Source organism: Siccirubricoccus soli (assembly GCF_024178315.1).
Taxonomy (GTDB): domain Bacteria; phylum Pseudomonadota; class Alphaproteobacteria; order Acetobacterales; family Acetobacteraceae; genus Siccirubricoccus; species Siccirubricoccus soli.
Window position 1 is genome coordinate 1 of record NZ_JAMZIK010000197.1, and the last position, 23690, is coordinate 23690.

The following is a 23690-nucleotide window of genomic DNA, read 5'->3' on the forward strand; positions in this document are numbered from 1 at the left end:
GCCCATTCGGCCTCGGTCAGCGGGGCCCAGGGGCGGGGCGGCGTCAGGCAGAGGATGGGGTCCAGCGCCAGGCGGCGGAGCAGGAAGGCCTTCGGCAGCTCGGCGGGAAGGAAGGCGGGAGGGGACATGGGGCAGGGTCCGAGGAAGGCCGTACCGGAACACGAATAGAACATTCCGTCATTGCGCCACAAGCACGAAATTGGCACCGGGCCGGCAGGCAGTTTCCCGGGCAGCGGCTCGGGCCGGGCTGAGCGGCAAGGCAGGCGGGAGGGGGAGCCGGGCGGCCTCTCCGCCGGAGCCCCGGCGGGCGGGAGACGCAGCGGATGGAGGCCGGCACCGGCCGCGGCCGGCAGGGCGGCGGTGACGGGCCTGGCGCGGCGCCGGCCGAGGCTGGCGAGGCTGCTCAGAGGTCGGGGGCGAGGTGGAATTTTGCCCAGCGGAACGCTCTCCTGACGAAGTAGAGGACAACGAAGACCAGGAAGAGCAGGAGCGCCGCGACAACCAGGATCTCCAGGCTCTCTGTCAGATCCCGGTTCACGTCGAAGCTGGCGAAGGTCGGGGCCTGATCCACCGGCATGAACATTCCCCCCTTTCCTGATGACGTGTTGCGCAGAAGCGGGCTTCGGGCTGCGCCGCGGCCATGGCGTTGCAGGACGCATGGCGGGCCCCACCCCTGGCAGCACGGGGTGCACGGCCTCGTTACACGCGATCCCCCCGGCGCGGCGCACACAGGCGCGTGAGACCGGGAGGGGACGGGCTGCAGCGGGGCGGCCGGGCGCTGCGGCCAGGGTGCGGCGAGCCGGTGCCGCGGTGTGCTAGCCTGCGCGCGGCCGGATATGGCGGCATGCCTGGACAGGCGGCGTTCAGGCCCCGCGCCCGATGCCGGCCTGGCAGGTGGGGGACAGGAGCATGATGCTGGAGGCGCGCTGGGTGAGCATCTCCGTGGAACGGCCATGGCGAGAGCTCTACGACGCCATCTGGCGGCCGGACTTCTTCCCGCGATGGGCGTCCGGGCTGAGCGCCTCGGCCATGGAGCGGGATGGCGCGTGGTGGAAGGCCCGGGGGCCGGAGGGGCCCATCCGGATCCGCTTCACCGACCACAACCCCTATGGCGTGATGGACCATGAGGTCGATCCGGGCAGCGGCCCGGCCATTCATGTGCCCATGCGCGTCATCCCGAACGGCGCGGGCGCCGAGGTGGTGCTGACCCTGTTCCGGCAGCCGGGGATGCCGGAGGAGAGGTTCCTGGCGGATGCCGAATGGGTGCGGCGCGACCTGCTGGCACTGAAATCGCTGGTCAGCGGGTGACGAGGCCGCGCGGCAGCGGGATGGCCCGGAGGCAGTAGGCGGCCCTGGGGCCGTCCCACAGCGCGCGGCCGGCCAGCTCGATGCCCGGGAGCTGGCGCAGCAATTCCGGGTCGGCCGGCCCGGGGCGAGGGCATGTCGGTGCCGAAGAGCAGGGCCATGGGATCGCCCTCATCCCCATCGCCGGTCCGCCACCGCGGCGACCTCCCCGAAATCGGCGCCGCCACGGGGGAGGTAGGCGAGCGGCCAGGTGCCGAAGGCGTCGTGCAACTCGTCCGCGAACAGGCCGGTCATGCGCCCTCTCCGGCATGTGCAGCCGGTGCAGCCTGGCCCGATCGGGCAGGGCTGGGTCGGGATTCCGGCAGGCGGCGGCGGCCCGATCCCGGCCGCCCGCGGGCCGGCGGATGGCCGTCACGGGCTCGGGCGCGGGCGGGAAAAGCTTTGTGCCGCCGCTCCGGCGCCGCGCATGCTGCCCCTGCCGCGGGCGGCATGCCGGCGGCCAAATCGACAGGGAGCGAACGTCATGCAACGTCGCAGCATCCTGGGGGCCGCCGCCGCGGCCGCCCCGGCGGCACTTGCCGTGCCCGCGCTGGCCCAGACCCAGAACCCCGAGCTTCGCTGGCGCTGCGCCAGCAGCTTCCCGAAGAACCTGGATATCCTCTACGGCGGCTCCGAATACCTGGCGCGCCGCGTCGCCCAGATGACGGAGAACAAATTCCAGATCCGCACCTTCGCCGCGGGCGAGATCGTGCCGGCCCTGCAGGTGCTGGATGCGCTGCAGACCGGCACCATCGAATGCGGCCAGACCGCCAGCCTCTACTATGTCGGCAAGGACCCGACCTTCGCCGCCTTCACCGCCATCCCCTTCGGAATGAACATGCGGCAGATGAGCGCCTGGCTGCGCCATGGCGGGGGCAACGAGATCGCCGCCGAACTCTACCGCGACTACAACGTCATCGGCATTCCCTTCGGCGACACGGGAGTGCAGATGGGCGGCTGGTTCCGCAAGGAGATCCGCAGCCTCGAAGACCTGAACGGCCTGAAATTCCGCATCTCCGGCTTCGCCGGGCACCTCTTCGCCAAGCTGGGCGCCGCGCCCACCCAGATCGCCGGGCCGGACATCTACCCCTCGCTGGAGCGCGGGACGATCGACGCCGCGGAGTGGATCGGCCCCTATGACGACGAGAAGCTCGGCTTCGCGCGGATCGCCCGATACTACTACGCGCCGGGCTTCTGGGAGGGCTCCTCCCGCGGTGTCTTCATGGTGAACCAGCGCGCCTGGGACGGCCTGCCCGACCACTACAAGGCCATCCTGGAGGTCGCCTGCGGCGAGGCCACGCAGGAGATGATGGCCCGCTACGACGAGGGGAACCCGAAGGCACTGCGCCGGCTGGTGGCCGGCGGCGCGCTGCTGCGCGGCTGGCCGCGCGAGATCCTGCAGGCGGCCTGGCGCGCCACCGGCGAGCTCTACGAGGAGACCGCGGCGCAGAACCCGCGCTTCCGCAAGATGTGGGCGAGCTACAAGGCGTTCCGGGACGACCAGTTCCAGTGGTTCCGGGTGGCCGAGAACAGCTACGAGAATTTCGCCTTCGCGGCGGCGGCGGCGCCGCGGTGAGGGTGGGGCAGGCGGCGACCGGGGCGCGGCCCCCGCGCCCCCCTGCCCGGCCGGCCGCGCAGGTCCCCTTCGGTTGAGGCACGAACATCTCCAGGGCAGCGGCGTTAGAGCAGATCGCCGGAGGGCGGGAGCGCCCGAAGGTGTGAATCTGCTCTGCAAACAAAGGCGTAGAGCGCTTTCGGTGAACGCATGTGAACCGAAGGCGATCTAGCGGTCCAGCACTCTGGGGAAGCCCGTATGGCGCAGCAATGGCCCGATCGCCTTTGGCTGGTACGGCATGGTGAGAGCAGCGGCAATGTCGCGCGCGATGCCGCCCATGCCGCAGGCCTCACGCATATCGAGACCGGCGGGCGGGACGTGGACGTGCCGCTCAGCCCCCTGGGCGAGCGGCAATCGCGGGCGCTCGGCAGCTGGTTCGCCGCCATGCCCGCGGAGCAGCGCCCCAATGTGGTGCTGACCTCGCCCTATCGCCGCGCCCGGCAGACCGCTGCCCTCATCCACGCCTGCGGCGGGGTGGTCGCGGAGCCGCCCGACTTCATCCTGGACGAGCGGCTGCGCGAAAAGGAGTTCGGCATCCTCGACCGGCTGACCCGGCACGGCATCGAACGGCTCCACCCCGACCAGGCCGAGTTCCGCCGCATCCTCGGGAAATTCTACCACCGCCCCCCGGGCGGCGAGAGCTGGTGCGACGTCATCCTGCGGCTGCGCAGCGCATTGGACAGCGTCTCCCTGCATCATGGCGGCGCCCGAGTCCTGGTGGTGGCGCATCAGGTGGTGGTGCTCTGCGCCCGCTACCTGATCGAGAGGATGACGGAGGAACAGATCCTGGCCATCGACGCCGAGGGCGATGTCGCCAATTGCAGCGTGACCGAATACCTGTTCGACCCGGATTACGGCCGCAGCGGCGGCCTGGTGCTGAAGGCCTACAACCAGGTCGCGCCCTTGCAGCAGCAGGGTGCGCCGGTGACGGCAGAGGCGGATGCGCCGGCAGGTGCGCGATGAGCGGCGCCGCGACGCCGGTCACCGCGGAGCTGCTCCGCACCATGCCCCTCCCGCGGCATCGGGAGGGCGAGGACAAGGACCAGCGCGGCCGCGTCCTGGTGATCGGCGGCAGCGTGGAGGTCCCGGGTGGCGCCCTGCTGGCCGGCGTCGCCGCCCTGCGGGCCGGTGCCGGCAAGCTGCAGATCGCCACCTGCCGCAGCACGGCGCCGCAGCTTGCCGTGGCGGTTCCCGAAGCCAGGGTCCTCCGCCTGGAGGAGACGCCGCCGGGCGGCATCTCCCCCGCCGAGGCACCGCGCCTTGCGGAGGCCGCCGACCGGTGCGACGCGGTGCTGATCGGCCCCGGCATGATGGATGGCGAGGCGGCCGCCGCGCTGACCGCCGGGGTGCTGGAGCGGGCCGAACCGGCCCGGGGCGGGTTCGTCCTCGATGCCATGGCCCTGCACCGGCTCGGCGCCTGCCGCGAGGTTCTGCGAAACCATGCGGGCCGCATCGTGCTGACGCCGCATGCCGGCGAGATGGCGGCCCTGCTCGGCATCGGGCGGGACACGGTGCTGGGGGATCCGCTTGCGGCCGCGCGGCAGGCGGCTGCGGCCCTGCAGGCCATCGTGGCCATGAAGGGCGGCTGCACCTTCGTCGTGACGCCGCAGGGCCGCGCCTGGCTCTATGACGGGGGCAATGTCGGGCTTGCCACCTCCGGCTCGGGCGACACCCTGGCCGGCGTCATCGCCGGCCTGCTGGCGCGCGGCGCCTCGCCCGTGGAGGCCGCAATCTGGGGCGTGTACCTGCATGGCGAAGCCGGGGTGAGGCTCGCGCGGAAACGCGGGCCCGTCGGCTTCCTCGCCCGCGAATTGCTGGCGGAGATCCCGGCCATCATGGCGGCAACCGCCTGCGGGTAGAGGCCGCGGCGCCGCCTGGGCGAGCCCGCGACACCCGCCCTTGCCGCGCAAGCCCCTCAGCCAAGCAGCTGCTCGAGCTTCACCGGCAGGTCGCGCACCCGGATGCCGGTGGCATGGTACACCGCGTTCATGATGGCCGCCGCGGTGCCGGCAAGGCCGATCTCGCCCACCCCGCGCGCGCCGAGCGCATTGAGATGGGTGTCCGGATACTCGATGAAATGCACCTCCATCGCCGGCGCGTCGGCATTGGTGGCGACGACGTAGTCGGCGAGGCTGGCATTCACCGGCGCGCCGCTGCGCGGGTCGTAATCCGTCTCCTCGAACAGCGCCATGCCGACGCCCATGACGATGGAGCCCTCGATCTGGTTGCGGGCGGCAAGCGGGTTGAGAATGCGGCCGGCATCGATCACCGAGACGACGCGCGAGACCCGCAGCCGGGCGAGTTCCGGCTGCCAGGTGACCTCGACGAAATGCGCGCCGAAGGAGTGCTTCGAATGCGTCGGCTTCTCCTTCGGCGGGAAGGTGCCCTCGGCGCGGCCGAGGCCGCTGACCGCCTCCTGGCCCAGCGCCCGCAGCAGCTGGTCGAAGGGAACGGCCTGGCGGTTGCCCTCGGCGGCAGCCACCCTGCCCTCGGCGAAGCGCAGCGCCCCGGCTTTCGCGCCGGCGAAGGGGGCGGCCGGGTTGCCGGCGGCGAGCGCGACCAGCGCCTCCCCGGCGCGGGTGATCGCCGCCTGGATCGGCGCCACGAGGGAGGCGCTCATCATCGAGCCGCCGGAGACCGGCCCCGCGGGAAGGCTGGTGTCGCCCAGCGCGACCTCCACGCGGGAGAGCGGGATCGCCAGCGCCTCGGCGACCATCTGCGCCATGATCGTATAGGTGCCGGTGCCGATGTCCTGCACCGCCGCCGCGACGCGCGCCGTGCCATCGGCGCGCAGCTCGACCCTGGCGCTGCAGGGAAAGCGCTCGGCGAGCCAGGAGCAGGCGGCCATGCCCCAGCCAAGGGTCAGGCCGTCCCGCGCCATGCTGCCGATGCGCCGGTCGCGCCGGGCCCAGCCGAAGCGCTCGGCGCCGAGCGTCAGGCATTCCTGGAAATGCCGGGATGAGAAGGGCAGGCCGAGGCCCTGGTCGAGCGGCGGCTCGTTCTTCAGGCGCAGCGCGACCGGGTCCATGTCGAGCGCGATGGCGAGCTCGTCCATCGCCGATTCCAGCGCATAGAGGCCGGGCACCGCGCCGGGGCCGCGCATGGAGGTGGGCGTGCCGATGCTGCGCTTCGCCAAGCCGCTCGCCACCCGCAGATTGGGCGTCGCGTACATGTGCGGCGTCGCCTCGCCGCAATTCTCCTCGTAGTCGTCGAGCAGCGAGGTGGCGTTGACGTAGTCGTGCCGCAGGCTGGTCAGCCGCCCGTCGCGCTCGGCGCCGAGGCGGATGCGCTGGGTGATCGCCGGCCGCTGGCCGACGGCGTGGAACATCATCGGGCGGCTCAGCACCAGCTTCACCGGCCGGCCGAGCTGCCGCGAAGCGGCCGCGGCGAGCGGCGAATGCGTCCAGGGGAACAGCTTGCCGCCGAAGCCGGAGCCGAGGTAGCGGCTGATGACCTGCACCTTCTCGCGCGGGATGCCGAACATGGCAGCGAGGACGTTGCGGTGGTTCACCACGCCCTGGGTCGCCTCGTGCACCGTCAGGCTGTCGCCCTCCCAGGCGGCGATGGTGGCGTGCAGCTCGATCGGGTTGTGGGTCTCCGTCGCCATGCCGTAGCGCTGGTCCACCGTCACGGGGGCGGCGGCGAAGGCGGCATCGGGATCGCCGCGCTCGCTCTTCACCGTCATCTCTCCGGCCGTCAGCGCCGGATCGACCTCCGGCGCCTCGGCCCGGTAGGTGACGCGCACCGCATCGGCGGCGGCCTTGGCCTGCTCCAGCGTGTCGGCGACGGCCAGGGCGACATACTGGCCGTAATAGCGCACCGTGTCGTCGTCGAAGGGCGGGCGCCGCTCATCGACATAGACCGTGCCTTCGAGGTCGGCGACGCTGGCGAAGTCGGGCTTCGCCGCCGCCAGGGCCGGGAAGCTGCCGCGCCTGAGCACGGCCCGCACCCCCGGCATCTGCTCGGCGACCCGGGCATCGATGGCGGCGATTGTGCCCTTGGCGATGGTGGCGCCGACGGGCACGGCGTAGAGCATGCCGGGCAAATGGTGGTCGGCGGCGTAGTGCGCGGCGCCGGTGACCTTCAACCTGCCCTCGATGCGCGGCTGCGGATGGCCGATGATGCGCATCGGTGGGGCCTCGGCGGTGGCGGACATGGTCGGGCTCCGATGCCTGAGAGCAATATCCAGGGCAGCTTATCTCCGGCCCGCTGGATCACGCCGTGATCCAGCGGGCCGGAGGCTGCTCTAGGCGGTGACCTGGGTCAGCGCATGCACGAGGCAGCGCCGGGCGAGCTCGAGCTTGAAGCCGTTCTGGCGTTGCGGCCTGGCGCCGGCGAGGGCGAGGTCCGCGGCGCGCCGGAACAGCGCGGCATCCGGCGCCTGGCCGGCGAGGATCGCCTCCGCCGCGGGGATGCGCCAGGGCTTCGTGCCCACCCCGCCGAGCGCGAAGCGGGCCGTGACGATCCGCCCCTCCGCCATGGTCGCGGAGACCGCGGCCGAGACCAGCGCGAATTCATAGGAGACGCGGTCGCGCAGCTTGAGGTAGCAGCTCCGCGCGCCCGGCTCCGCCGGCGGGAGGGTGACCTCCGTGATCAGGTCGCCGGGCTCCAGCACATTCTCCCGCTCCGGCCGGTCGCCCGGCAGCAGGAAGAAGTCGTCGAGCGGTACCTGCCGCGCGCCGCCCACGCCCTGCACATGCACCACGGCATCGTGCATCAGCATCGCCACCGCCATGTCGGAGGGGTTGCTGGCGATGCAATGCTCGCTGGTGCCGAGGATCGCCAGCATGCGATGGGCGCCGCCGATGGCCGGACAGCCGCTGCCGGGCGCGCGCTTGTTGCAGGCGCTGGCGGGGTCGCGGAAATACATGCAGCGCGTCCGCTGCAGCAGGTTGCCGGCCGTGGTCGCGGCATTGCGGAGCTGGGTGGAGGCGCCGGCGAGGATCGCCTGCGACAGCGCCGGATACTCGGCAAGGACGATCGGATGGTGCGCGAGGTCGCTGTTGCGCGCCGTCGCGCCGATGGCGAGGCCGCCATCGGCCGCGCGCCCGATCCCGTCGAGGCCAAGATGGTTGATGTCCACCACCGTCTCCGGCGTCTCGACGCCGAGCTTCATCAGGTCGATCAGCGTGGTGCCGCCGGCGAGGAAGCGCACGCGTGCGCCCTGCTGGGCGGTGCCGGCGCCGGCGCCCAGGGCGATGGCGGCGGCCGCATCCGCGGCGCGCTGGAAGGCGAAGCCCTGCATGGCGCCCTAGCTCCCCCGCACCTGCTGGATGGCGGCGACGATGTTGGCGTAGGCGCCGCAGCGGCAGATATTGCCGCTCATCAGCTCGCGTACATCGGCATCCTCGGGGCCGCAGGGCTCGTCGAGCAGCGCGACGGCGGACATGATCTGGCCCGCCGTGCAATAGCCGCACTGATAGGCGTCCTTCTGGAGGAAGGCGGCCTGCATGGGGTGCAGGCGATCTCCCTCGGCCAGGCCCTCGATGGTGCGGATCTCGTCCCGATCATGCGCGACGGCGAGGGCCAGGCAGGCATTCACCCGTCGGCCATTCACATGGATGGTGCAGGCACCGCACTGGCCGTGGTCGCAGCCCTTCTTGGTGCCGGTGAGGTGCAGCGTCTCGCGCAGGAGATCGAGCAGCGTGGTGCGCGGGTCGATGGAAAGGGTGTGTTCCGCGCCGTTGACGCGGAGCGTCACGGCCGCTTGGACCTCCGAGTGTGGATCCGGCATGTCGGACTTCCTTCCGGCGGCGGGGAGCGGCGGCGAGGAAATCGCGCCGGCCGGTCGTGTTGCAAGCATGAAAGTGACACCTTCGGGCGCAGGCCCTGCCGCGCACAGAAACGTGAACTCCAGCGGTACGGCCCGGCGGATGCCGCGATGTTGTGACCAATGCGCGACGAAGCCGATCTAGGCAGAGCCGTTCGGGGCTGGCGATGATGCCGATATTCGCCATGGCGGAAGCCCTGCTTGAGCGCCCTCGGCCAGGCTTGGCCCGGGCGATGGAGCAGGCGCCGGATGGCACCGCCCGTACCAGCCTGTTCAAGGCCGGGGCGACGCCTGCATAGACTCCGCCATCCCAGCGTGATGGGGAAAACCGGATGGATGTAAGCCCTGAAGTCGCGGAGCGGATCGAACGGCGGCTGGACGCGCTTGGGCTCCGGCCCGAGGAGGCCGATGCCAAGGCCGGATTGCCGCCGGGCACCACCGATCGCCTCCGGGCGGGGCGCGGGCTGCTGCTGGGCGGCAGGTTTCTGCGGGGGCTCTGCGCGGCGCTGGAGACCGACGAGGAATACCTGCTCGGCCTGGAGCCCGGCGATCTGGTGCCGGCCGAGCTGCTCGTCGAGCCACAAGGCGAGCTCGGCCTGCTTGCCCCCGACGAGGAGGCGCTGCTCAGGCACTACCGCAGCCTCACCGTCCCGCTGCGCGCCGCCGTCGCTCTTCTGGTCGCCAAGGCCGCCGGCGTGGAGGAGGAGCAGACCGAGGAGCGCGAGCTGCGGGCCGCCGCCAAGCCCCAGGACACCCGCCCATCCCGCAAGGGCAAGCGCAGCGAGACGCCGCGCCTGTTCGGCTAGAGCAGATCGCGTTCAGATGGAATCACCTGAGCGCGTGAAGATGCTCGCAAAACAACGGCCTAGAGCATGCTTCGGTGGACATCGGGGAAGCTTCCGCGCGCGGTGTCCTGGACCGCTCCCCGCCCCTGGTCCGGCCGCTACCCGTGAGGGCGGCAGGCAGGCGCTTCCCTGCTATTCGACGGAGATCTTCGCCGTCCGGATGACGGAGCCCCAGCGCTCGACCTCGGATTTCAGGAAGTCGCCCGTCTCCGCCGGCGGACGGCCCTCCACCACGAAGCCGAGATCCTGCAGCTTCGCCGTCATGCCCGGCTCCCGGACGATCCGGGCGACCTCGCCGGAGAGGCGCTCGACGATGCCTTGCGGCGTGCCGGCCGGTGCCAGCAGCATGCACCAGGAACTCGCAACCAGCCCATCCACGCCGCCCTCCACGACCGTCGGAAGGTCGGGCGCGAAGGCCGTGCGTTCGGCTGCGGCAATCCCCAGCGGCCGGATGGTCCCGGCATCGAATTGCGGCTTCAGTGTCGAGTAGGTGTCGAACATCAGGCCGATATTGCCCGCCATCAGGTCCTGCAAGGCCGGTTGCGTGCCCCGGTAGGGAATGTGCTCCATCTGCACGCCGGTGCGGATCTTGAGGAGTTCCATCGCCAGATGCGCCGTCGCGCCGATCCCGCTCGAGCCGTAATTCATCTTGCCGGGGTTGCGCCGGGCATAGTCGAGATAGTCGCGCAGCGTCTGCCCCGGAATGTGCCGGCTGCCGGCCAGCACCAGCGGTGCCGTCACCACGAGCGACACGGGCGCGAAGCTGGCGACCGCGTCGAAGGGCAGCTTCCCGGCCTGCAGCGTGGCGTTGGCCGCATGCGCTGGCAGCACCATCACCAGCGTATAGCCATCGGCAGCGCTGGAGGCGGTGGCGGCCGCGCCCACGATGCTGTTGGCACCGGGCCTGTTCTCCACAACGACCGGCTGCCCGAAGGCCTTCGACAGCGGCTCGGCGACGAGCCGCGTTGCGATATCGGTCGTGCCGCCAGGCGTGTACGGGACGATGATCCTGACCGGCCTGACCGGGTAATCGGCGGCGCGGGCGCCGTGGCCGGCATGCAGGATAGCAGCAACGAAGGCGCCAGTTCCCAGGACTGCACGGCGAGGCATGGTGTGCCTTGCCGGGTCAACGATCCTCATTCGTCTCCAACCCTCTAATCTCGTCGATGCTCGGCGGCATCTCGTGCTCTGCGCCGGCCACCGAATCTTGCCGCGGCGGCACCCTATGCGATCCGGCCGAAGCCGCAAGCGCCGAGGACGATCCACACGGCACCGGGTATGGACCAAGCCTGTTCGAGGTCTCGCGGTTTCCGGCTGGCCCTCGGCCACCGTGATCCTGGGTTCGGCCGTCGCAATTCACCCGCCCGGCCGGGCGCGCCTCGCCAGGGCTGCCGCCGGAGGGTTCGTCAGCTTCCGGCAGCGGCGCCTTTTCGCCGGCCTCGTGGCGCAGGCCAGGGCGATCCCGGAGCAGGGCATCATCTGGTCGGGCGGATCTCCTGGTCGGCAAACATCCGCCACAGGCGCCAGGCTCGGCCTACCGGGCCGCCTGGTGGCGCCTGGGCCGGTCCTGATCCGTGGCCACGACGCCGCGCAATCCCTCGAGCGCCGTGCGGATGAGGCCGGCATCGCCCGCCTCGGCGTGCACGGCATAGGCGGGGTAGAGGAATTCGGGGGCGCCCGGTACCAGCGCGAGACGGCCGCTTTCCAGATGCGTCCGGACCGCACCCATGCGGAAATACCCCGCCCCGCCCGCTTCCAGGATATAGCTGAGCGCGAGCGGGCCCAGCCCGATATGCAGCGCCGGCTCGCCCGGAACGGCCTGGCCCAGCTCGGGGGCGAATTCCACGCCCCAATCCACATGGACATAGCCCGGCATCTCGCCCCCGGGGCCGGGCGGCGTCGTCACCATGACCAGCCTCTCCTCGACGAGGAGCTCCACCTTCAGCCCCGCCCGGTAGCGGGGCGCATACAGCACGGCGAGGTCGAGGATCCCCTCGGCGACCCGGTCCATCAGATCCTCCGGCAGGCCGACCTGCGCGCGCAGCGCCACGTCCGGCGCCGCCCGCCCCATCCACAGCAGCCAGCGGAGCAGGAGCGGGTCCCAGAGCCTGAGCTCCGCGCCGACCGCGAGCACCGCCCGGCGCCCCTGCGGCACCGCCACCTCATGCCGCGCCCGTTCCCAGAGCTGCACCAGGGCCGGCGCATGCCGGAGGAAATGCTCGCCCGCCGGGGTCAGGGAGGCGCCGGTCTTGTTGCGGATGAAGAGCGGCCGGCGAAGCTGCTCCTCCAGCGTCCGGACCCGGGCGCTGACCGTGGTCTGGCTCACATTCAGGCGTTCCGCGGCGCGGACGAAGCTGCCGGCCGCGACAATGGCGAGGAAGGTGCGGGCCAGCTCGATATCCATGCCCGGCTCCGGGTTCACTGCAAATTTCTTGCAGTCATCCGGCAATCAATATCATTTGCCTGCCGTTTGCTCCAGACCGACATATCCCGCCGGGATGCGATGGTGCGGCGCGATGGCGGATGCAGGACAGCCCGAGCTTCTGGACCTGATGCTGGCGCTGCGGGCACGCCGCGCGCCCTATGCCCTGGCCACCGTCGTGGAGACGGCCGGCTCCGCCTCGGCCAGGCCGGGCGCCAAGGCGCTGATCGCGGCGGATGGCGCGCTGCTGGCCGGCTGGGTCGGTGGCGGCTGCGCGGAATCGGCGGTCCGCCAGGCCGCGCTGGACTGTCTCCGCGAGGGCCGGCCGCAGGTCATCGAGCTGGACCTCGATGACGAAGTCCTCGGCACCGGCATGCCGTGCGGCGGGAGCATGCGCGTCTATGTCGAGCCGGTGACGCCGCCGCCGGCCTTGTGGATCCTCGGCCATGGCCGCGTGGCGGAATGCCTGTGCCGCTTCGGCGCGACGCTCGGCTTCCGCGTCATCGTCGACGACACGCCGGCCCCGGATGCGGCGCGGTATCCGGACGCGGCGGAGATCATCGGCGACGACTACGATTACGCAAGGCTGGAACCGCTGGCCGCGGACGCCGTGGTGATCGCCACGCAGCACAAGGGCGACCACCTCTCCGCGGTGCGGGCGCTGCGCTCCCCGGCCGGCTACATCGCGGTGATCGCCAGCCGCAAGCGGTCGCGGCTGGTGCTGGAATTCCTGCGCGGGGAGGGCTTCGCGGAGCAGGACCTCGCCCGCCTGCGCGCGCCGGCCGGGCTCGACCTCGGCGCCGAGACGCCGGAGGAGATCGCGCTCTCGGTCCTGGGCGAGATCGCCATGCTGCGGCGGGGCGGCAGCGGGCGCCCCATGCGCGAGGCCGCCGGGGACCGGGATGCCGCGCCGCATCCGGGCCCGGCGGAGGCCCGCGGCAGGGACAAGGTGGCGGCGTTCTGATGCAAGCGGCGGCGCCGGCCGGAAGGGAGGCTGTCGGATGAACGGGATGGAACAGCGGAGGCGGCCGGACATCGCCGCCTCGGACGAGGACCCCAACGTGGTGGTCGCCGGCAGCTCGCCGCCCTGCTTCATGCATGAGCTGGACCCCGTCTGGCTCGGCTATCTGCCGGCGGAGGAGGTGCGGGCGCTGCTGACGGCGCTGCTCGCCGCCAGATGGCCCGGCACCGTGCTGGAAGCCGCATGGCTGCACGCGATGCTGCAGCGGCATCTGGCCTCGCTTGACGCCCCGCGGCCCCGCGGGCCGTGGCGGACGGATGACGGGGCGCAGGCGGCGTCCGCGGCCCGGTCCGGCGACTTGGTCTGCCGGCTGCGCGGGGCCCTGCCCCGGATCTGGGACGAGGCGCTGCGGCGCGACCTGGCGGAGGTGCTCAGGATGATGGAGCGCGACCGGCAGCAGCGCCAGGCCCGGCCTGGGGCATGACGGGCTGGGAGGCGGTGCGGGCCTGGCGGAAGGCGCAGCGCGAGCGCCTCATCGCGCGCCGGCTGGCGGCCACGCCGGAGGAACGGGCGGGCTGGAGCGCGGCCATCGCGGCACGGCTGCAGGACGCGCTGCCGCCGGCCCGGCAGGGGCGGATCATCGGCCTCTACTGGCCCTTCAAGGGGGAGTACGACCCGCGGCCGCTGATGCGCGCGCTGCATGGGCAGGGGGTGCGCCTCGCCCTGCCGGTCGTCACGGAGCGGGCCCGCCCGCTGGTCTTCCGCGCCTGGTGGCCGGGCATCCGCATGGCCCCGGGCATCTGGAACATCCCCGTCCCGGCCGAGGGCGGGGCGGTGCTGCCCGAGATGCTGATCGCGCCGCTGGTCGGCCATGACGGCCGCGGCTACCGGCTGGGCTATGGCGGCGGCTATTATGACCGGACGCTGGCCGCGATGGCGCGGAAACCCCTGACGATCGGCGTCGGCTTCGAATTGTCGCGGCTGGAGAGCATCCACCCGCAGCCGCACGACATCCCGATGGATATGATCGTCACCGAGCGGCGATGCGACCGGACCGGCACCGTCCTGGCTGAGCCGGCATCCCCGGCGCATGGAGAAGGAGCAAGCAGGCCATGACAGCCGAAGCCTCACCGGAAGTGGATCTGGAGCGGCTGGGCCAGGCGCTGCTCGGTGCGGCGTCGGAGGCGATCATCTATGCCGACCGCGAAGGGTTGATCCGCTTCTGGAATCCGGGGGCCGAACGCCTGTTCGGCTTCGCCGCCGCGGAGGCCCTGGGCCGCTCGCTCGACCTCATCATCCCGGAATCGCTGCAGGCGCGGCACTGGGCCGGCTTCCGGCAGGTGATGCAGACCGGCGAGAGCCGCTACGGGAGCGGCGACCTTCTCGCCGTTCCCGGCCTGCGCCAGGACGGCACGCGGATCTCGCTGGAATTCACCATCCTGCCGGTCCATGCCGAGGATGGGCGGATGGAGGGCATGATTGCGGTCCTGCGCGACGTGACCCGCCGCTTCGAGGAAGTGCGGGCGCTGAAGCGGGAGATCGCCGCGCTGCGGGATCGGCCGGCCGCGCGGACCGGCGAGGACAGGCCGCGGGGGGGTGGCTGATCCGCCCGGCCCGGTCATCCCGCGCGGCATTGCCCGCAAGGCGGCCGTCGGCGAGCGCCTGGAACATCCGCAGGGGCGGTGCCACATCCGGCGCAGCGCAGCCGGAGCCAGCCATGCCCCTCCCCCACCCGCATCGCCCATGACCCAGCCGATCCCCGAGACCGCCGAGCACCGCGCCGCCCTGACCCGCGCCATCACCGAACAGACCGGGCTGGACGAGGCGGCGATCGAGCGCGTGGTGCGCGCCTTCTATGCCGCGGCCCGGCGCGATCCGCTGCTCGGCCCGGTCTTCGACCGGGTCACGGAGTGGGAGCACCATACCGCCCGGGTCTCTGCCTTCTGGTCCTCGGTGGCGCGGATGACCGGCAGCTACCACGGCAACCCGATGGCGGCGCATCTGCCGCTTGGCCTCGGGCCGGCGCATTTCGCCCGCTGGCTGGCGCTGTTCGAGGCCACGGCGCAGGCGGAATGCACCCCGGAAGGTGCGGCGCATCTGATCGAGCGGGCCAGGCGCATCGCCCGCAGCCTGGAGATGGGCATCGCCGTGCAGCGGGGCGAGCTGCCGCCGGTGCGCCGCCGCGGGCAGGGCGGGTAGCGCCGTATCCGGTCAGATGGGCTCACCTGACCCCGGCTGCCCCTGTGCCGCATGTTGCCCTGCCGCTCCGGCCAGGACCGGACGGCAACGGCCAGCCCAAGCGCAGCGCCGGGACCGGCCCTATCCGGCCCCTGACCGGGTTCGAAAGGGCCCAATGCGCCTGGCATGGGGTGTGGCGCAATCCACCATCCCTGCCGCTTTCCTGCACGGCAGGCGGCGCGTGGCCGGCCGACCGTGCAGGCCGGGTCTGCGCCGCCTGCCGCGCCTCGCTCATCGCCGCAGCGCCGGCAGCACCTGGGCGCCGAAGGTCTCGATGAAGGCCTGCTGGTTGCGGCCGACCTGGTGGAGCTGGATCTCCTCGAAGCCGAGCTCGGCCAGCTCGGCCAGGCGGGCGGCATGCCAGGCGGGGTCGGCGGAGATCCAGACGGCGCCGCGCATGTCCCCGGGCTTCACGAAGCGCGTCGCCGTGTCGAACTCCTCCGGCGTCCGGAGCTCCCAATTCACCTCGCCGCCCAGCACATTGGTGCGCCACTGCTCATGCGCGCCGGCCAGCGCCTCCGCCTCGGTCGGCGCCCAGTTCAACCCGACCTGCACCACCAGCCGCTTGCCGGCGCCGCCGCCGCGCCGGAAGGCCTCGACCACCTTCCGCATCTGGGCCGGTTCCGCCGAGATGGTCAGCAGCCCATCCGCCCAGGCGCCGACCGCTTCCGCCGTCGCCTCCGTCACCGCGGCGCCGAGCAGCGGCGGCGGCGTGGCGGGGCGGCTGTAGAGCTTGGCGTTCACCACGGTGACCCGGCCATGATGCGTCACCGTCCCGCCGGCGAGCAGGGCGCGGATGATATCGGCGCAGTCGCGCAGCCGGGCGTTGCGCTCGGCCTTCTCCGGCCAGGCGAGGCCGGTGATGTCCTCGTTCAGCCGCTGGCCGCTGCCGAGCGCCAGCCAGAAGCGGCCGGGGAACATCTCCGCCAGGGTGGCGGCGCCCTGGGCGATGATGGCCGGGTGGTAGCGGTAGCCGGGCGCCGAGATGACACCCATCGGCAGCCGCGTCGAGGCCAGCGCCGCGCCGAGCCAGGACCAGGCGAAGCCCGAATGCCCCTGCGCCGCGCCCCAGGGCCGGAAATGGTCGGAGGACATGGCGCAGTCGAACCCGGCGGCCTCGGCGGCCCGCGCGAGGCGCAGCAGCTCGGAGGGCGGGAACTGCTCGTGCGAGGCATGGAAGCCGATGCGGGGAAGCGGGGCCATGGTCACCTCGTCACGGCGGCTGCCGCCGGCGGGGAACTCGCGGCGCGGGCTTGGGTTGCCGGGTGGCAGGCAGGGCAGGGCATGATGGTGAAGGCGGTCATCTTCGACGTGGACGGAACGCTGGTCGACACCAACGACCTGCACGCCGCCTCCTGGGCCGAGACCTTCCGGCGCTTCGGCCATGAGGTCGCGCCGGAGGCGGTGCGCGGCCAGATCGGCAAGGGCAGCGACCAGCTCATGCCGGTCTTCCTGCCACGGGACGTGGTGGAGCAACGCGGCGAGGAGATCGCCGACGCCCGCACCGCGCTCTTCCTGCAGGACTATGTCGGCCGGGCGCGCGCCTTCCCCGGCGTGCGGCCGCTGTTCCAGCGGCTGCGCGAGGCCGGGCAGCGAATCGTCCTCGCCTCCTCGGCCAAGGGCGAGGAGCTGGCACGGTACCGCGAGCTTCTCGGAGTCGATGACCTCATCGACGAGGCCACCACCTCCGACGATGCGGAGAGTTCGAAGCCCGCCCCCGACATCTTCCAGGTAGCGCTCCGGCAGCTCGCGCCGCTCAAGGCCGCGGAGGCGGTCGTGGTGGGCGACACGCCCTACGATGCCGAGGCGGCGGGTAAGGCCGGGCTGCGCACCATCGGCCTGCTCTGCGGCGGCTTCCCCGCGGCGGCGCTGCGGGAGGCCGGCTGCATCGCGCTCTACCGCGACCCGGCGGATCTTCTCGCGCAGCTCGACCGCTCGCCGCTGGCGGCCGGCTGAGCATGGCGGTCCCGGGCCGTGCCTGGTGGCAGAGCGGGGTGATCTACCAAGTCTATCCGCGCTCCTTCCAGGACTCCAACGGCGACGGGGTGGGCGATCTGCCCGGCCTCCTCCTGCGGCTCGACCACCTGGTCGCGCTGGGCGTGGATGCGGTGTGGATCTCGCCCATCTACCCCTCGCCCATGGCGGATTTCGGCTATGACGTGGCGGACTGCACCGGCATCGACCCGAGCTTCGGCACGCTGGCCGATTTCGACCGCCTGGTCGCGGCGGCGCATGCGCGGGGCCTGCGCGTCATCCTCGACTATGTGCCGAACCACAGCTCGGACCAGCATCCCTGGTTCCGCGCAAGCCGTGCCTCCCGCGCCTGCCCGAAGCGCGACTGGTACATCTGGCGCGACCCGGCGCCGGATGGCGGCCCGCCGAACAACTGGCTCAGCGAGTTCGGCGGCCCGGCCTGGACGCTGGACGCGAGAACGGGCCAGTACTGGTACCATGCCTACCTGCCGCAGCAGCCGGACCTGAACTGGCGCAACCCGGAAGTGCGGGGGGCGATGCTGGATGTGCTGCGCGTCTGGCTGGATCGCGGCGTGGATGGCTTCCGCGTCGATGCCATCCACCACCTGTTCGAGGCTGCGGCGCTGCGCGACAACCCGCCCAACCCCGAATGGCGGCCCGGCCTGTCGCCGGCGCGGCGGGTGATCCGCGCCCATACCATGGACCAGCCGGAAGTGCAGGAGGCGGTTGCCGCCATGCGCCGGGTGACGGATGCCTTTCCCGGCGAGCGGGTGCTGATCGGCGAGGCCTATCTGCCGATTGAGCGGCTGATGGCGTATTACGGCGCGGAGCTGTCGGGCTTCCAGCTTCCCTTCAACTTCCACCTGCTCTCGACGCCCTGGGAGGCGGGGGCGATCGGCGCCCTCATCGCCCGCTACGAGGCGGCGCTGCCGCCCGGGGCCTGGCCGAATTGGGTGCTCGGCAACCATGACCGCTCCCGCCTTGCCAGCCGGCTGGGGCCGGCGCAGGCGCGCGTGGCCGCCATGCTGCTGCTGACCTTGCGCGGCACGCCGACGATCTACCAGGGCGAGGAGATCGGCATGACGGATGTGCCGATCCCGCCGGAGCAGGTGCAAGACCCCTGGGAGCGGCGCGTGCCGGGCCTTGGCCTCGGCCGCGACCCGGTGCGGACGCCGATGCAGTGGGATCCCGGCCCGGGCGCCGGCTTCACCAGCGCCGCCGAGCCCTGGCTGCCGCTCGCCGCCGATTGGCGGGCGGTGAATGTGGCGGCGCAGGAGCGCGACGGCGCGTCGATGCTGTCGCTCTACCGGGCGCTGCTGGCGCTGCGCCGCAGCGAGCCGGCGCTCTCGGTCGGGACCTATGCCGCCGTCCCGACCGATGCGGATACGGTGCTGGCCTATGACCGGCAGGACGAGGCGAGCGGCCGCCGGTTGCGCATTGCCCTGAACCTTGGCGCCCGCCCGCAGCGGCTGGCCGGCTTCGCACCGGGCGCAAGGGTGCTGGTCTCCACCCGGCGCGACCGGCCGGCCGGGCCGATCGACGGCATGGTGCTGCTGCGGGCTGCCGAAGGCGTTGTCATGGCGATGCCGGCCGAAGCCGGCACGGTCTGATACCGCAAGATACTGACCTTCCACCTGCTCGCGAATATGCCAACCAACAGACCGGACTTTTCCGCCAATGCTTGAGGCGTGCCGGGAACAAGAAGCACAGGGAGGACAGGTGATGGCGACCCTCTTCAACGTCACCCTCACGGGCGAGCAGGAGACTCCCCCCAACGCCTCGCCGGCGACGGGCGAAGGCAGGGTGGTGTGGGACCCGCAGGCGCAGGTCGCGGCCTACACCTTCACCGTGCACGGCCTGGACTTCGGCAAGGTCACCGGGGCGGGGGAGACGACGCCGTCAGCCGCCGACGACGTGACCAACGCCCACTTCCACAACGCGCCGCCGGGCGTGGCCGGGCCGGTGGTGTTCGGCCAGATCGCGCCCGCGCAGGACGACGACGACCTGGTCATCTCCCAGCACACCGATAGCCCGGTACGGAACGCTGACGGCTCCTGGACGGTCAGCGGGATCTGGGACCTGGGCGACCCCGCCAATGTCCCCATCAGCAACTTCGCCGACCTACTTAACGCGGCGCCGATCGGCTCGGACGTGGCGCTCTACTGGAACGTGCATACCACCGCGTTTCCAGCCGGCGAGATCCGCGGGCAGCTTGTCGCAGCCCAGGCCACGAAGGCCGAGGCCTTCAGGGATGCCTTGAGCGACATCGGTGAAGGCGTCCACGACATCCGGATCGGTCGTGTTCATGAAGGGCTGGAGGACATTTATCGGGGACTGACCACCGCTCTCCAGTTCGATCTCGGCCGCTTCACTGACGGCGTTCGGGATCTCCAGGAGGGCGTCCACGACCTCATCATGGGAAACCCCGAGGGCCTCAGAGACATCCGCGAGGGGTTGCACGACCTCCTTGTCGCCTTCCGACATGCTCCGTTCCATGAGGGGCTGCAGGATCTCCGCGCGGGCTTCCGCGACCTCCTGCATGGCAATACCGAGGGCGCTCAGGACGTTCAGGAAGGACGACACGACTTTGCGGTGGCCTGTGGCCACCCCGACTGGCTCTAGAGCAGATCGCCGTAGGGCGGCATCGCCCGAAGGCGTGAATCTGCTCCGCAAACAAAGGCGTAGAGCGTTTTCGGCGAACGCATGTAAACCGAAAAAGCTCTAGAGCATGCTGCGTTCGCTTGCGCTCACGCAGCATGCTCCAGGCCGTTGTTCGCGAGCATCTTCACGCGTTCAGATGATCCCATCTGAACGCGATCTGCTCTAGCTCACCAGCCCGAGCCCGTTCAGCCCCGCGAGGTTTTCCGGCCAGCGCCGCTTCTCCGCCGATTGCAGCAGGATGCGCGCCCAGGCGACCCAGCCGGACCAGGCCACGCGCTTGTCCCAGGCGGTGCCCCATTCGCTCAGCAGGTCGAGGCCGGCGCGGGCCTCGGCCGCGGCGCGATCCCATTCGCCGGCGGCGAGCGCAAGCTGGGCCAGCAGCAGGCGCGGCTCGCCGACGAAGGGGTTGAGGCGGGCGGCGGTCTCCAGCGCCAGCCGCGTCGGGCCGGGGGAGGCTTGCGGCAGGGCGCGCGTCACGGCCTGCCAGTAGAGGCTGGTGGCGGCCATCTCCTGCTCCGGCGAGAGCACCGCATTGCAGCGGGCGAAGACCGGCGGCACCGGCAGGTCCCATTCCTCCGGCATCTCCGAGAGCGGGCGGGCGAGGCGGGAGAGGAGGGAGAGCGCCTTGCTGGTCGGCTTCAGCGGGCCGGGCCACATCGCCGCCGCCCAATGCTCGGAGACGCGGCGCGGCGCCGTGCTGGCGGGAAACTCGGAGAAAATCTCGTCCTGCCAGGAATGCCACTGCTCGGCGATGTCGGCGATGGTGGCGATGGCGAAGATGGCGGCGTCGCGGGCGGCGAGGCGGAGCGCCGGCTTGCCGGGCGGCTCCAGCACCAGGCCGTCCTCGGGCAGCTCGCCCGCTTCCGCGAAGCGGCGGGTGAAGAGGGAGCGGGGCATGGTGCAGAAGAGGTGGACCAGCCGCTCCGTCTCCTCGCCCAGCAGGGCGCGCAGCTCGGCGCGGCCGGCTTCGGCGTCGAACAGCTTCAGGTCCACATACTCGTTGGAATAGACGCTGTGGAACAGGCCGAGCAGACGCACCTCCCGCGGCTGATCCCAGAGGGCGAGGGTGCGGTAGGTGCCCAGCAGATGGTCCTTGAAGGTGCCGGCCTTGTGCCAGTCCTCGCCGGCGCTGCGGGCGAGCAGGGCTTCGAGGAAGGGCGGCAGGGTGGGGTCCACCGCCGCCCAATCATCGGCAAGCAGGGGTTTCAGCAGCGGGTGCAGGCGTTCGCTCATGGCGTGGCCCTCTGGGCAGGTCTCGGATCGGCGCGGCCGGGGCTGCGGGCGGTCGCGTGGCGCCTGCCGGTGGGACAGGCCGTCGCCCGCCGCCCTGCCCTTCGTCCTGGGCCACAACCTGGGGGCGGGAGGCGGCGGATGGCAAGCCCGGCCATGTCCCCGCCGTTCAGGGCGGCCAGGATGGCGCGGCGCGCGGCCGCATGAGCGTGACCGGCACGCCTCGCCCCCGTTCAGGCGGACCGCGCCGCCCATTGCGCTGCCGCGGCTTCGCCGCGGCAGCCTGTGCCGGATTCCAGGAGCACGGCGCCCCCTGGCCCCCCGCAAAGGCGCGCAGCGACTTCGTGGGGAAATCAGCAGCGGTACTTGTGGCCCTTGCGGTCCACGCTGCGCATCATGCCCTCGAATTCGGCGCGGCCATATTCCCAGGTGGGGCGCATTTTCTTCATGCGCGCCGCCGCCTTCTCGATGACAAAGGGCGCGATCTCGACCGGCTTCTCGTCGAGCTGGCGGGCGATCAGCTCCAGCTCGCAGGCGCGCTCCAGCATGTAGAGGCGCATCATGGCGCCGTGGATGGTCTCGCCGAGCGTCAGCAGCCCGTGGTTCAGCAGCACCACGCAGCTTCCCGTGGCGCAGGAGCGGCCGAGCGCCTCGCATTCCTCGACCGTCGCCGGCACGCCGTATTCGTGATAGACGACGTCGTCATAGACATGCAGCGCGTCCTGGCTGATCGGGCGCAACCCGCGCTTCATCAGCGAGACGCCGCCGCCCGCCCTTGTGTGGGTGTGCAGCACGCAATTGGCATCCGGCCGCGCCTTGTAGATGCCGCTATGGATGGTGAAGCCGGCGGCGTTGAACTTGCCACCCTCGCCGATGACGTTGCCCGCCATGTCCATCTTGATGAGGGAGGAGGCGGTGATCTCGTCGAACATCTCCCCGTAATTGTTGATGAGGAAATGCTCCGGCTCGCCGGGGACGCGCACCGACATGTGGGTGTTGATGGTATCCGTCCAGCCGAGGTCGTGGCAGATGCGGTAGAGCGCCGCGAGCTCGCAGCGGGCATTCCACTCGGCGTCCGACATGCCGGTGGAGGCAATCTTCATGGCTGAGGACATGGATCTCTCCTTCCGCCGGGCGGGCCGGCCGCAAGGGATGCTGCGCCCGCCGGCGCGGCCCCGCAAGGATTATGCAACGCCCCTACCAGCCACCCCGTGCCGGGCCACCCTGCCGGGCAGCGCGGCCGGCCCGCCCGTTGCCCTGGCGCGGCTTTGCCGCGCCAGGCTGTGCGACGCGCCGGTTATCAGGCGCTTCCCGGGGCCTCCATGAAGGCGCGCAGCGCCTTCATGGGGAACGCCTGACGCCCCAGAAGGTGGGGAAGCCGGGCTTCACGCCGGTGATGGTGTTCCGGTAGCCGACCGGCTGGATGTACTGGCCGAGCGGGATGCTCGGCACATCCTGCATGCACTGCACCTGCATGTCGCGGCAGATGGCCTGCTGCGCCTCGAGGTCCGGCGCATCGAACCAAGCGCTGCGCAGCGCCTCCAGCTTCTCCGAGACGCACCAGCCGGGCCAGGCGCCCGGCTCGTTCCCGTTGCCGCGGATGGCGTAGTGGCTGGAGGGGTCCATATGGTCCGCCCCTTCCCAGCCGGTGGAGAAGCAGGACCAGCCGCCCTGGTCCACCGGGCCGCGGTTGTTGCGGCGCTGCAGCATGGTGCCCCAGTCCGTCGCCACGTAGTCCACATTCATGCCGATGCGGTTCATCATGTCGGCCGCTACCTCGCCGATCGCCTTGAACTGCGCGTAGTCGGTGGCGACGAGCATGGCGACCTTCTCGCCGGCATAGCCGCCGGCCTTCAGCATTTCCCGCACCTTCGCGTAGTCGCGCGGGCCCTTCAGCGGCTCGAGACCCGCCTCGCTCGCCATCGGCGTGCCGGGGCAGAAGACGCCGTGCGGCACGTGGTACATGGCGGGGTCGGGGCCGACGATCGCCTGCATCATGTCCGCCTGGCTGATGGCGTAGAGCATCGCCCGCCGCACCGCGGGCTTGTCGAAGGGCGGCTGCACATGGTTCAGCCGCATCATGTCCACGGCGCCGGTGGGGTTGTTCACCTCCAGCTTGATGCGACGGTCGCGGCGGAGCAGCGGCAGCAGATCGTGGGTCGGGTTCTCCCACCAATCCTGCTCGCCCTGGATCAGGGCGGAGGCCTTGGTGGCGGCGTCCGGGATGGTGGTCCATTCGACGCGGTCGAAGAAGACCTGCTTCGGCCCGGCATTCCATTCCAGCGGGCCGTCGGCGCGCGGGACGTAGCTCTCGAACTTCGCATAGACGTTGCGGCTGCCGGCGATGCGTTCATTCCCCAGGAAGCGGAAGGGGCCGCTGCCGATCATCTCCGGGATCGGGCGGAAGGCGTCCACATTGGCCAGGCGCTCCGGCAGCATGGCCGGCATCGGGCTGCTGATCTTGCCGAGCGCGGCGGGCAGCAGGGGGAAGGGCTTCTTCAGGCGGAAGCGGATGGTGCGGTCATCCGGGGCGGAGAGCTCGTCGGTCGCGTCCAGCAGCGCCTGGCCGAGGGCGTCGCGCTTTGCCCAGCGGCGGATGGAGGCGACGCAGTCGCGCGACGTCACCTTCT

General features: G+C 71.5%; 24 protein-coding genes. 13 read left to right on the forward strand and 11 right to left on the reverse strand.

All coding sequences use genetic code 11. The features are described 5' to 3' along the window. Positions 1-403: 403 nt before the first annotated feature. Positions 404-583: a hypothetical protein gene (locus tag NJ376_RS25495; RefSeq protein WP_252956175.1), complete on the reverse strand. Its 180-nt coding sequence runs from the start codon at positions 581-583 to the stop codon at positions 404-406. Positions 584-909: 326 nt separating this feature from the next. On the opposite strand from NJ376_RS25495, the gene NJ376_RS25500 reads away from it, so the two are divergent. Beyond that, a complete protein-coding gene (locus NJ376_RS25500) occupies positions 910-1308 on the forward strand; it encodes an SRPBCC family protein (RefSeq protein WP_252956176.1) in 399 nt (132 codons plus the stop codon). Between the two features lie 168 nt (positions 1309-1476). Here the strand turns inward: NJ376_RS25500 and NJ376_RS28900 are convergent, their stop codons facing one another. Next, positions 1477-1599 (reverse strand): hypothetical protein, encoded by a 123-nt coding sequence (locus NJ376_RS28900; protein ID WP_256476592.1) that lies wholly within the window; start codon positions 1597-1599, stop codon positions 1477-1479. A gap of 229 nt (positions 1600-1828) precedes the next feature. On the opposite strand from NJ376_RS28900, the gene NJ376_RS25505 reads away from it, so the two are divergent. The 3 genes from NJ376_RS25505 to NJ376_RS25515 all read left to right on the forward strand — a co-directional run bounded on the left by NJ376_RS25505 (position 1829) and on the right by NJ376_RS25515 (position 4818). Then, positions 1829-2920 (forward strand): TRAP transporter substrate-binding protein, encoded by a 1092-nt coding sequence (locus NJ376_RS25505; protein WP_252956177.1) that lies wholly within the window; start codon positions 1829-1831, stop codon positions 2918-2920. A 237-nt stretch (positions 2921-3157) separates the two neighbouring features. Further along, positions 3158-3922: a histidine phosphatase family protein gene (locus NJ376_RS25510; RefSeq protein WP_252956178.1), complete on the forward strand. Its 765-nt coding sequence runs from the start codon at positions 3158-3160 to the stop codon at positions 3920-3922. Continuing rightward, on the forward strand, positions 3919-4818 hold the full coding sequence (locus tag NJ376_RS25515) for an NAD(P)H-hydrate dehydratase (RefSeq protein ID WP_252956179.1): 900 nt from the start codon (positions 3919-3921) through the stop codon (positions 4816-4818). Before NJ376_RS25510 ends, NJ376_RS25515 begins: the two co-directional genes overlap by 4 nt. A 56-nt stretch (positions 4819-4874) precedes the next feature. On the opposite strand, the gene NJ376_RS25520 is transcribed toward NJ376_RS25515, so the two are convergent. The 3 genes from NJ376_RS25520 to NJ376_RS25530 form a co-directional block, all read right to left on the reverse strand. Beyond that, positions 4875-7115 carry a xanthine dehydrogenase family protein molybdopterin-binding subunit gene (locus tag NJ376_RS25520; protein ID WP_252956180.1) on the reverse strand — a complete coding sequence of 747 codons (2241 nt, stop codon included), beginning with the start codon at positions 7113-7115 and terminating at the stop codon, positions 4875-4877. Positions 7116-7205: 90 nt separating this feature from the next. After that, positions 7206-8204: an FAD binding domain-containing protein gene (locus tag NJ376_RS25525; RefSeq protein ID WP_252956181.1), complete on the reverse strand. Its 999-nt coding sequence runs from the start codon at positions 8202-8204 to the stop codon at positions 7206-7208. A 6-nt stretch (positions 8205-8210) separates the two neighbouring features. Beyond that, positions 8211-8693 (reverse strand): (2Fe-2S)-binding protein, encoded by a 483-nt coding sequence (locus NJ376_RS25530; RefSeq protein WP_252956183.1) that lies wholly within the window; start codon positions 8691-8693, stop codon positions 8211-8213. Positions 8694-9061: 368 nt separating this feature from the next. Here NJ376_RS25530 and NJ376_RS25535 point away from each other — a divergent pair, with 368 nt between their 5' ends. Beyond that, positions 9062-9535, forward strand: a complete 474-nt coding sequence (locus NJ376_RS25535) for a hypothetical protein (protein ID WP_252956185.1) — start codon at positions 9062-9064, stop codon at positions 9533-9535. A 171-nt stretch (positions 9536-9706) separates the two neighbouring features. On the opposite strand, the gene NJ376_RS25540 is transcribed toward NJ376_RS25535, so the two are convergent. Together NJ376_RS25540 and NJ376_RS25545 are read right to left on the reverse strand one after the other, a co-directional pair. Continuing rightward, positions 9707-10684 carry a Bug family tripartite tricarboxylate transporter substrate binding protein gene (locus tag NJ376_RS25540; RefSeq protein WP_252956187.1) on the reverse strand — a complete coding sequence of 326 codons (978 nt, stop codon included), beginning with the start codon at positions 10682-10684 and terminating at the stop codon, positions 9707-9709. 424 nt (positions 10685-11108) lie between these two features. Beyond that, positions 11109-11978, reverse strand: coding sequence for a LysR family transcriptional regulator (locus tag NJ376_RS25545; RefSeq protein WP_252956189.1), 870 nt, complete (start codon positions 11976-11978; stop codon positions 11109-11111). Positions 11979-12090: 112 nt separating this feature from the next. Here NJ376_RS25545 and NJ376_RS25550 point away from each other — a divergent pair, with 112 nt between their 5' ends. The 5 genes from NJ376_RS25550 to NJ376_RS25570 all read left to right on the forward strand — a co-directional run bounded on the left by NJ376_RS25550 (position 12091) and on the right by NJ376_RS25570 (position 15156). After that, a complete protein-coding gene (locus NJ376_RS25550; protein WP_252956193.1) occupies positions 12091-12960 on the forward strand; it encodes an XdhC family protein in 870 nt (289 codons plus the stop codon). A 37-nt stretch (positions 12961-12997) separates the two neighbouring features. Further along, positions 12998-13441 carry a hypothetical protein gene (locus NJ376_RS25555; protein ID WP_252956194.1) on the forward strand — a complete coding sequence of 148 codons (444 nt, stop codon included), beginning with the start codon at positions 12998-13000 and terminating at the stop codon, positions 13439-13441. Continuing rightward, the gene (locus tag NJ376_RS25560) at positions 13438-14073 is read left to right on the forward strand and encodes a 5-formyltetrahydrofolate cyclo-ligase (protein WP_252956195.1); all 636 of its coding nucleotides are present in this window, start codon (positions 13438-13440) and stop codon (positions 14071-14073) included. Before NJ376_RS25555 ends, NJ376_RS25560 begins: the two co-directional genes overlap by 4 nt. Then, positions 14070-14561 carry a PAS domain-containing protein gene (locus tag NJ376_RS25565; protein WP_252956196.1) on the forward strand — a complete coding sequence of 164 codons (492 nt, stop codon included), beginning with the start codon at positions 14070-14072 and terminating at the stop codon, positions 14559-14561. Before NJ376_RS25560 ends, NJ376_RS25565 begins: the two co-directional genes overlap by 4 nt. A 139-nt stretch (positions 14562-14700) precedes the next feature. Then, on the forward strand, positions 14701-15156 hold the full coding sequence (locus NJ376_RS25570) for a group III truncated hemoglobin (protein ID WP_252956197.1): 456 nt from the start codon (positions 14701-14703) through the stop codon (positions 15154-15156). A gap of 270 nt (positions 15157-15426) precedes the next feature. Here the strand turns inward: NJ376_RS25570 and NJ376_RS25575 are convergent, their stop codons facing one another. Further along, positions 15427-16398, reverse strand: a complete 972-nt coding sequence (locus NJ376_RS25575) for a TIGR03885 family FMN-dependent LLM class oxidoreductase (RefSeq protein ID WP_252956198.1) — start codon at positions 16396-16398, stop codon at positions 15427-15429. A gap of 81 nt (positions 16399-16479) precedes the next feature. On the opposite strand from NJ376_RS25575, the gene NJ376_RS25580 reads away from it, so the two are divergent. The 3 genes from NJ376_RS25580 (at position 16480) to NJ376_RS25590 (ending at position 19791) form a co-directional block, all read left to right on the forward strand. After that, entirely contained in the window at positions 16480-17151 is a 672-nt protein-coding gene (locus tag NJ376_RS25580; RefSeq protein ID WP_252956199.1) for an HAD family hydrolase, read from the forward strand. Between the two features lie 2 nt (positions 17152-17153). Then, on the forward strand, positions 17154-18779 hold the full coding sequence (locus NJ376_RS25585) for an alpha-amylase family glycosyl hydrolase (RefSeq protein WP_252956200.1): 1626 nt from the start codon (positions 17154-17156) through the stop codon (positions 18777-18779). A 112-nt stretch (positions 18780-18891) separates the two neighbouring features. Then, the gene (locus NJ376_RS25590) at positions 18892-19791 is read left to right on the forward strand and encodes a CHRD domain-containing protein (protein WP_252956201.1); all 900 of its coding nucleotides are present in this window, start codon (positions 18892-18894) and stop codon (positions 19789-19791) included. A 201-nt stretch (positions 19792-19992) separates the two neighbouring features. Here NJ376_RS25590 and NJ376_RS25595 read toward each other — a convergent pair whose 3' ends face one another. From NJ376_RS25595 to NJ376_RS25605, 3 genes are all read right to left on the reverse strand, one after another. Next, positions 19993-21063 (reverse strand): DUF6817 domain-containing protein, encoded by a 1071-nt coding sequence (locus NJ376_RS25595; protein WP_252956202.1) that lies wholly within the window; start codon positions 21061-21063, stop codon positions 19993-19995. Between the two features lie 350 nt (positions 21064-21413). Beyond that, positions 21414-22175, reverse strand: coding sequence for a class II aldolase/adducin family protein (locus tag NJ376_RS25600; protein WP_252956203.1), 762 nt, complete (start codon positions 22173-22175; stop codon positions 21414-21416). Positions 22176-22401: 226 nt separating this feature from the next. Beyond that, positions 22402-23690 (reverse strand): ABC transporter substrate-binding protein (locus NJ376_RS25605; protein WP_252956204.1); only part of this gene is annotated, 1289 nt, incomplete at its 5' end.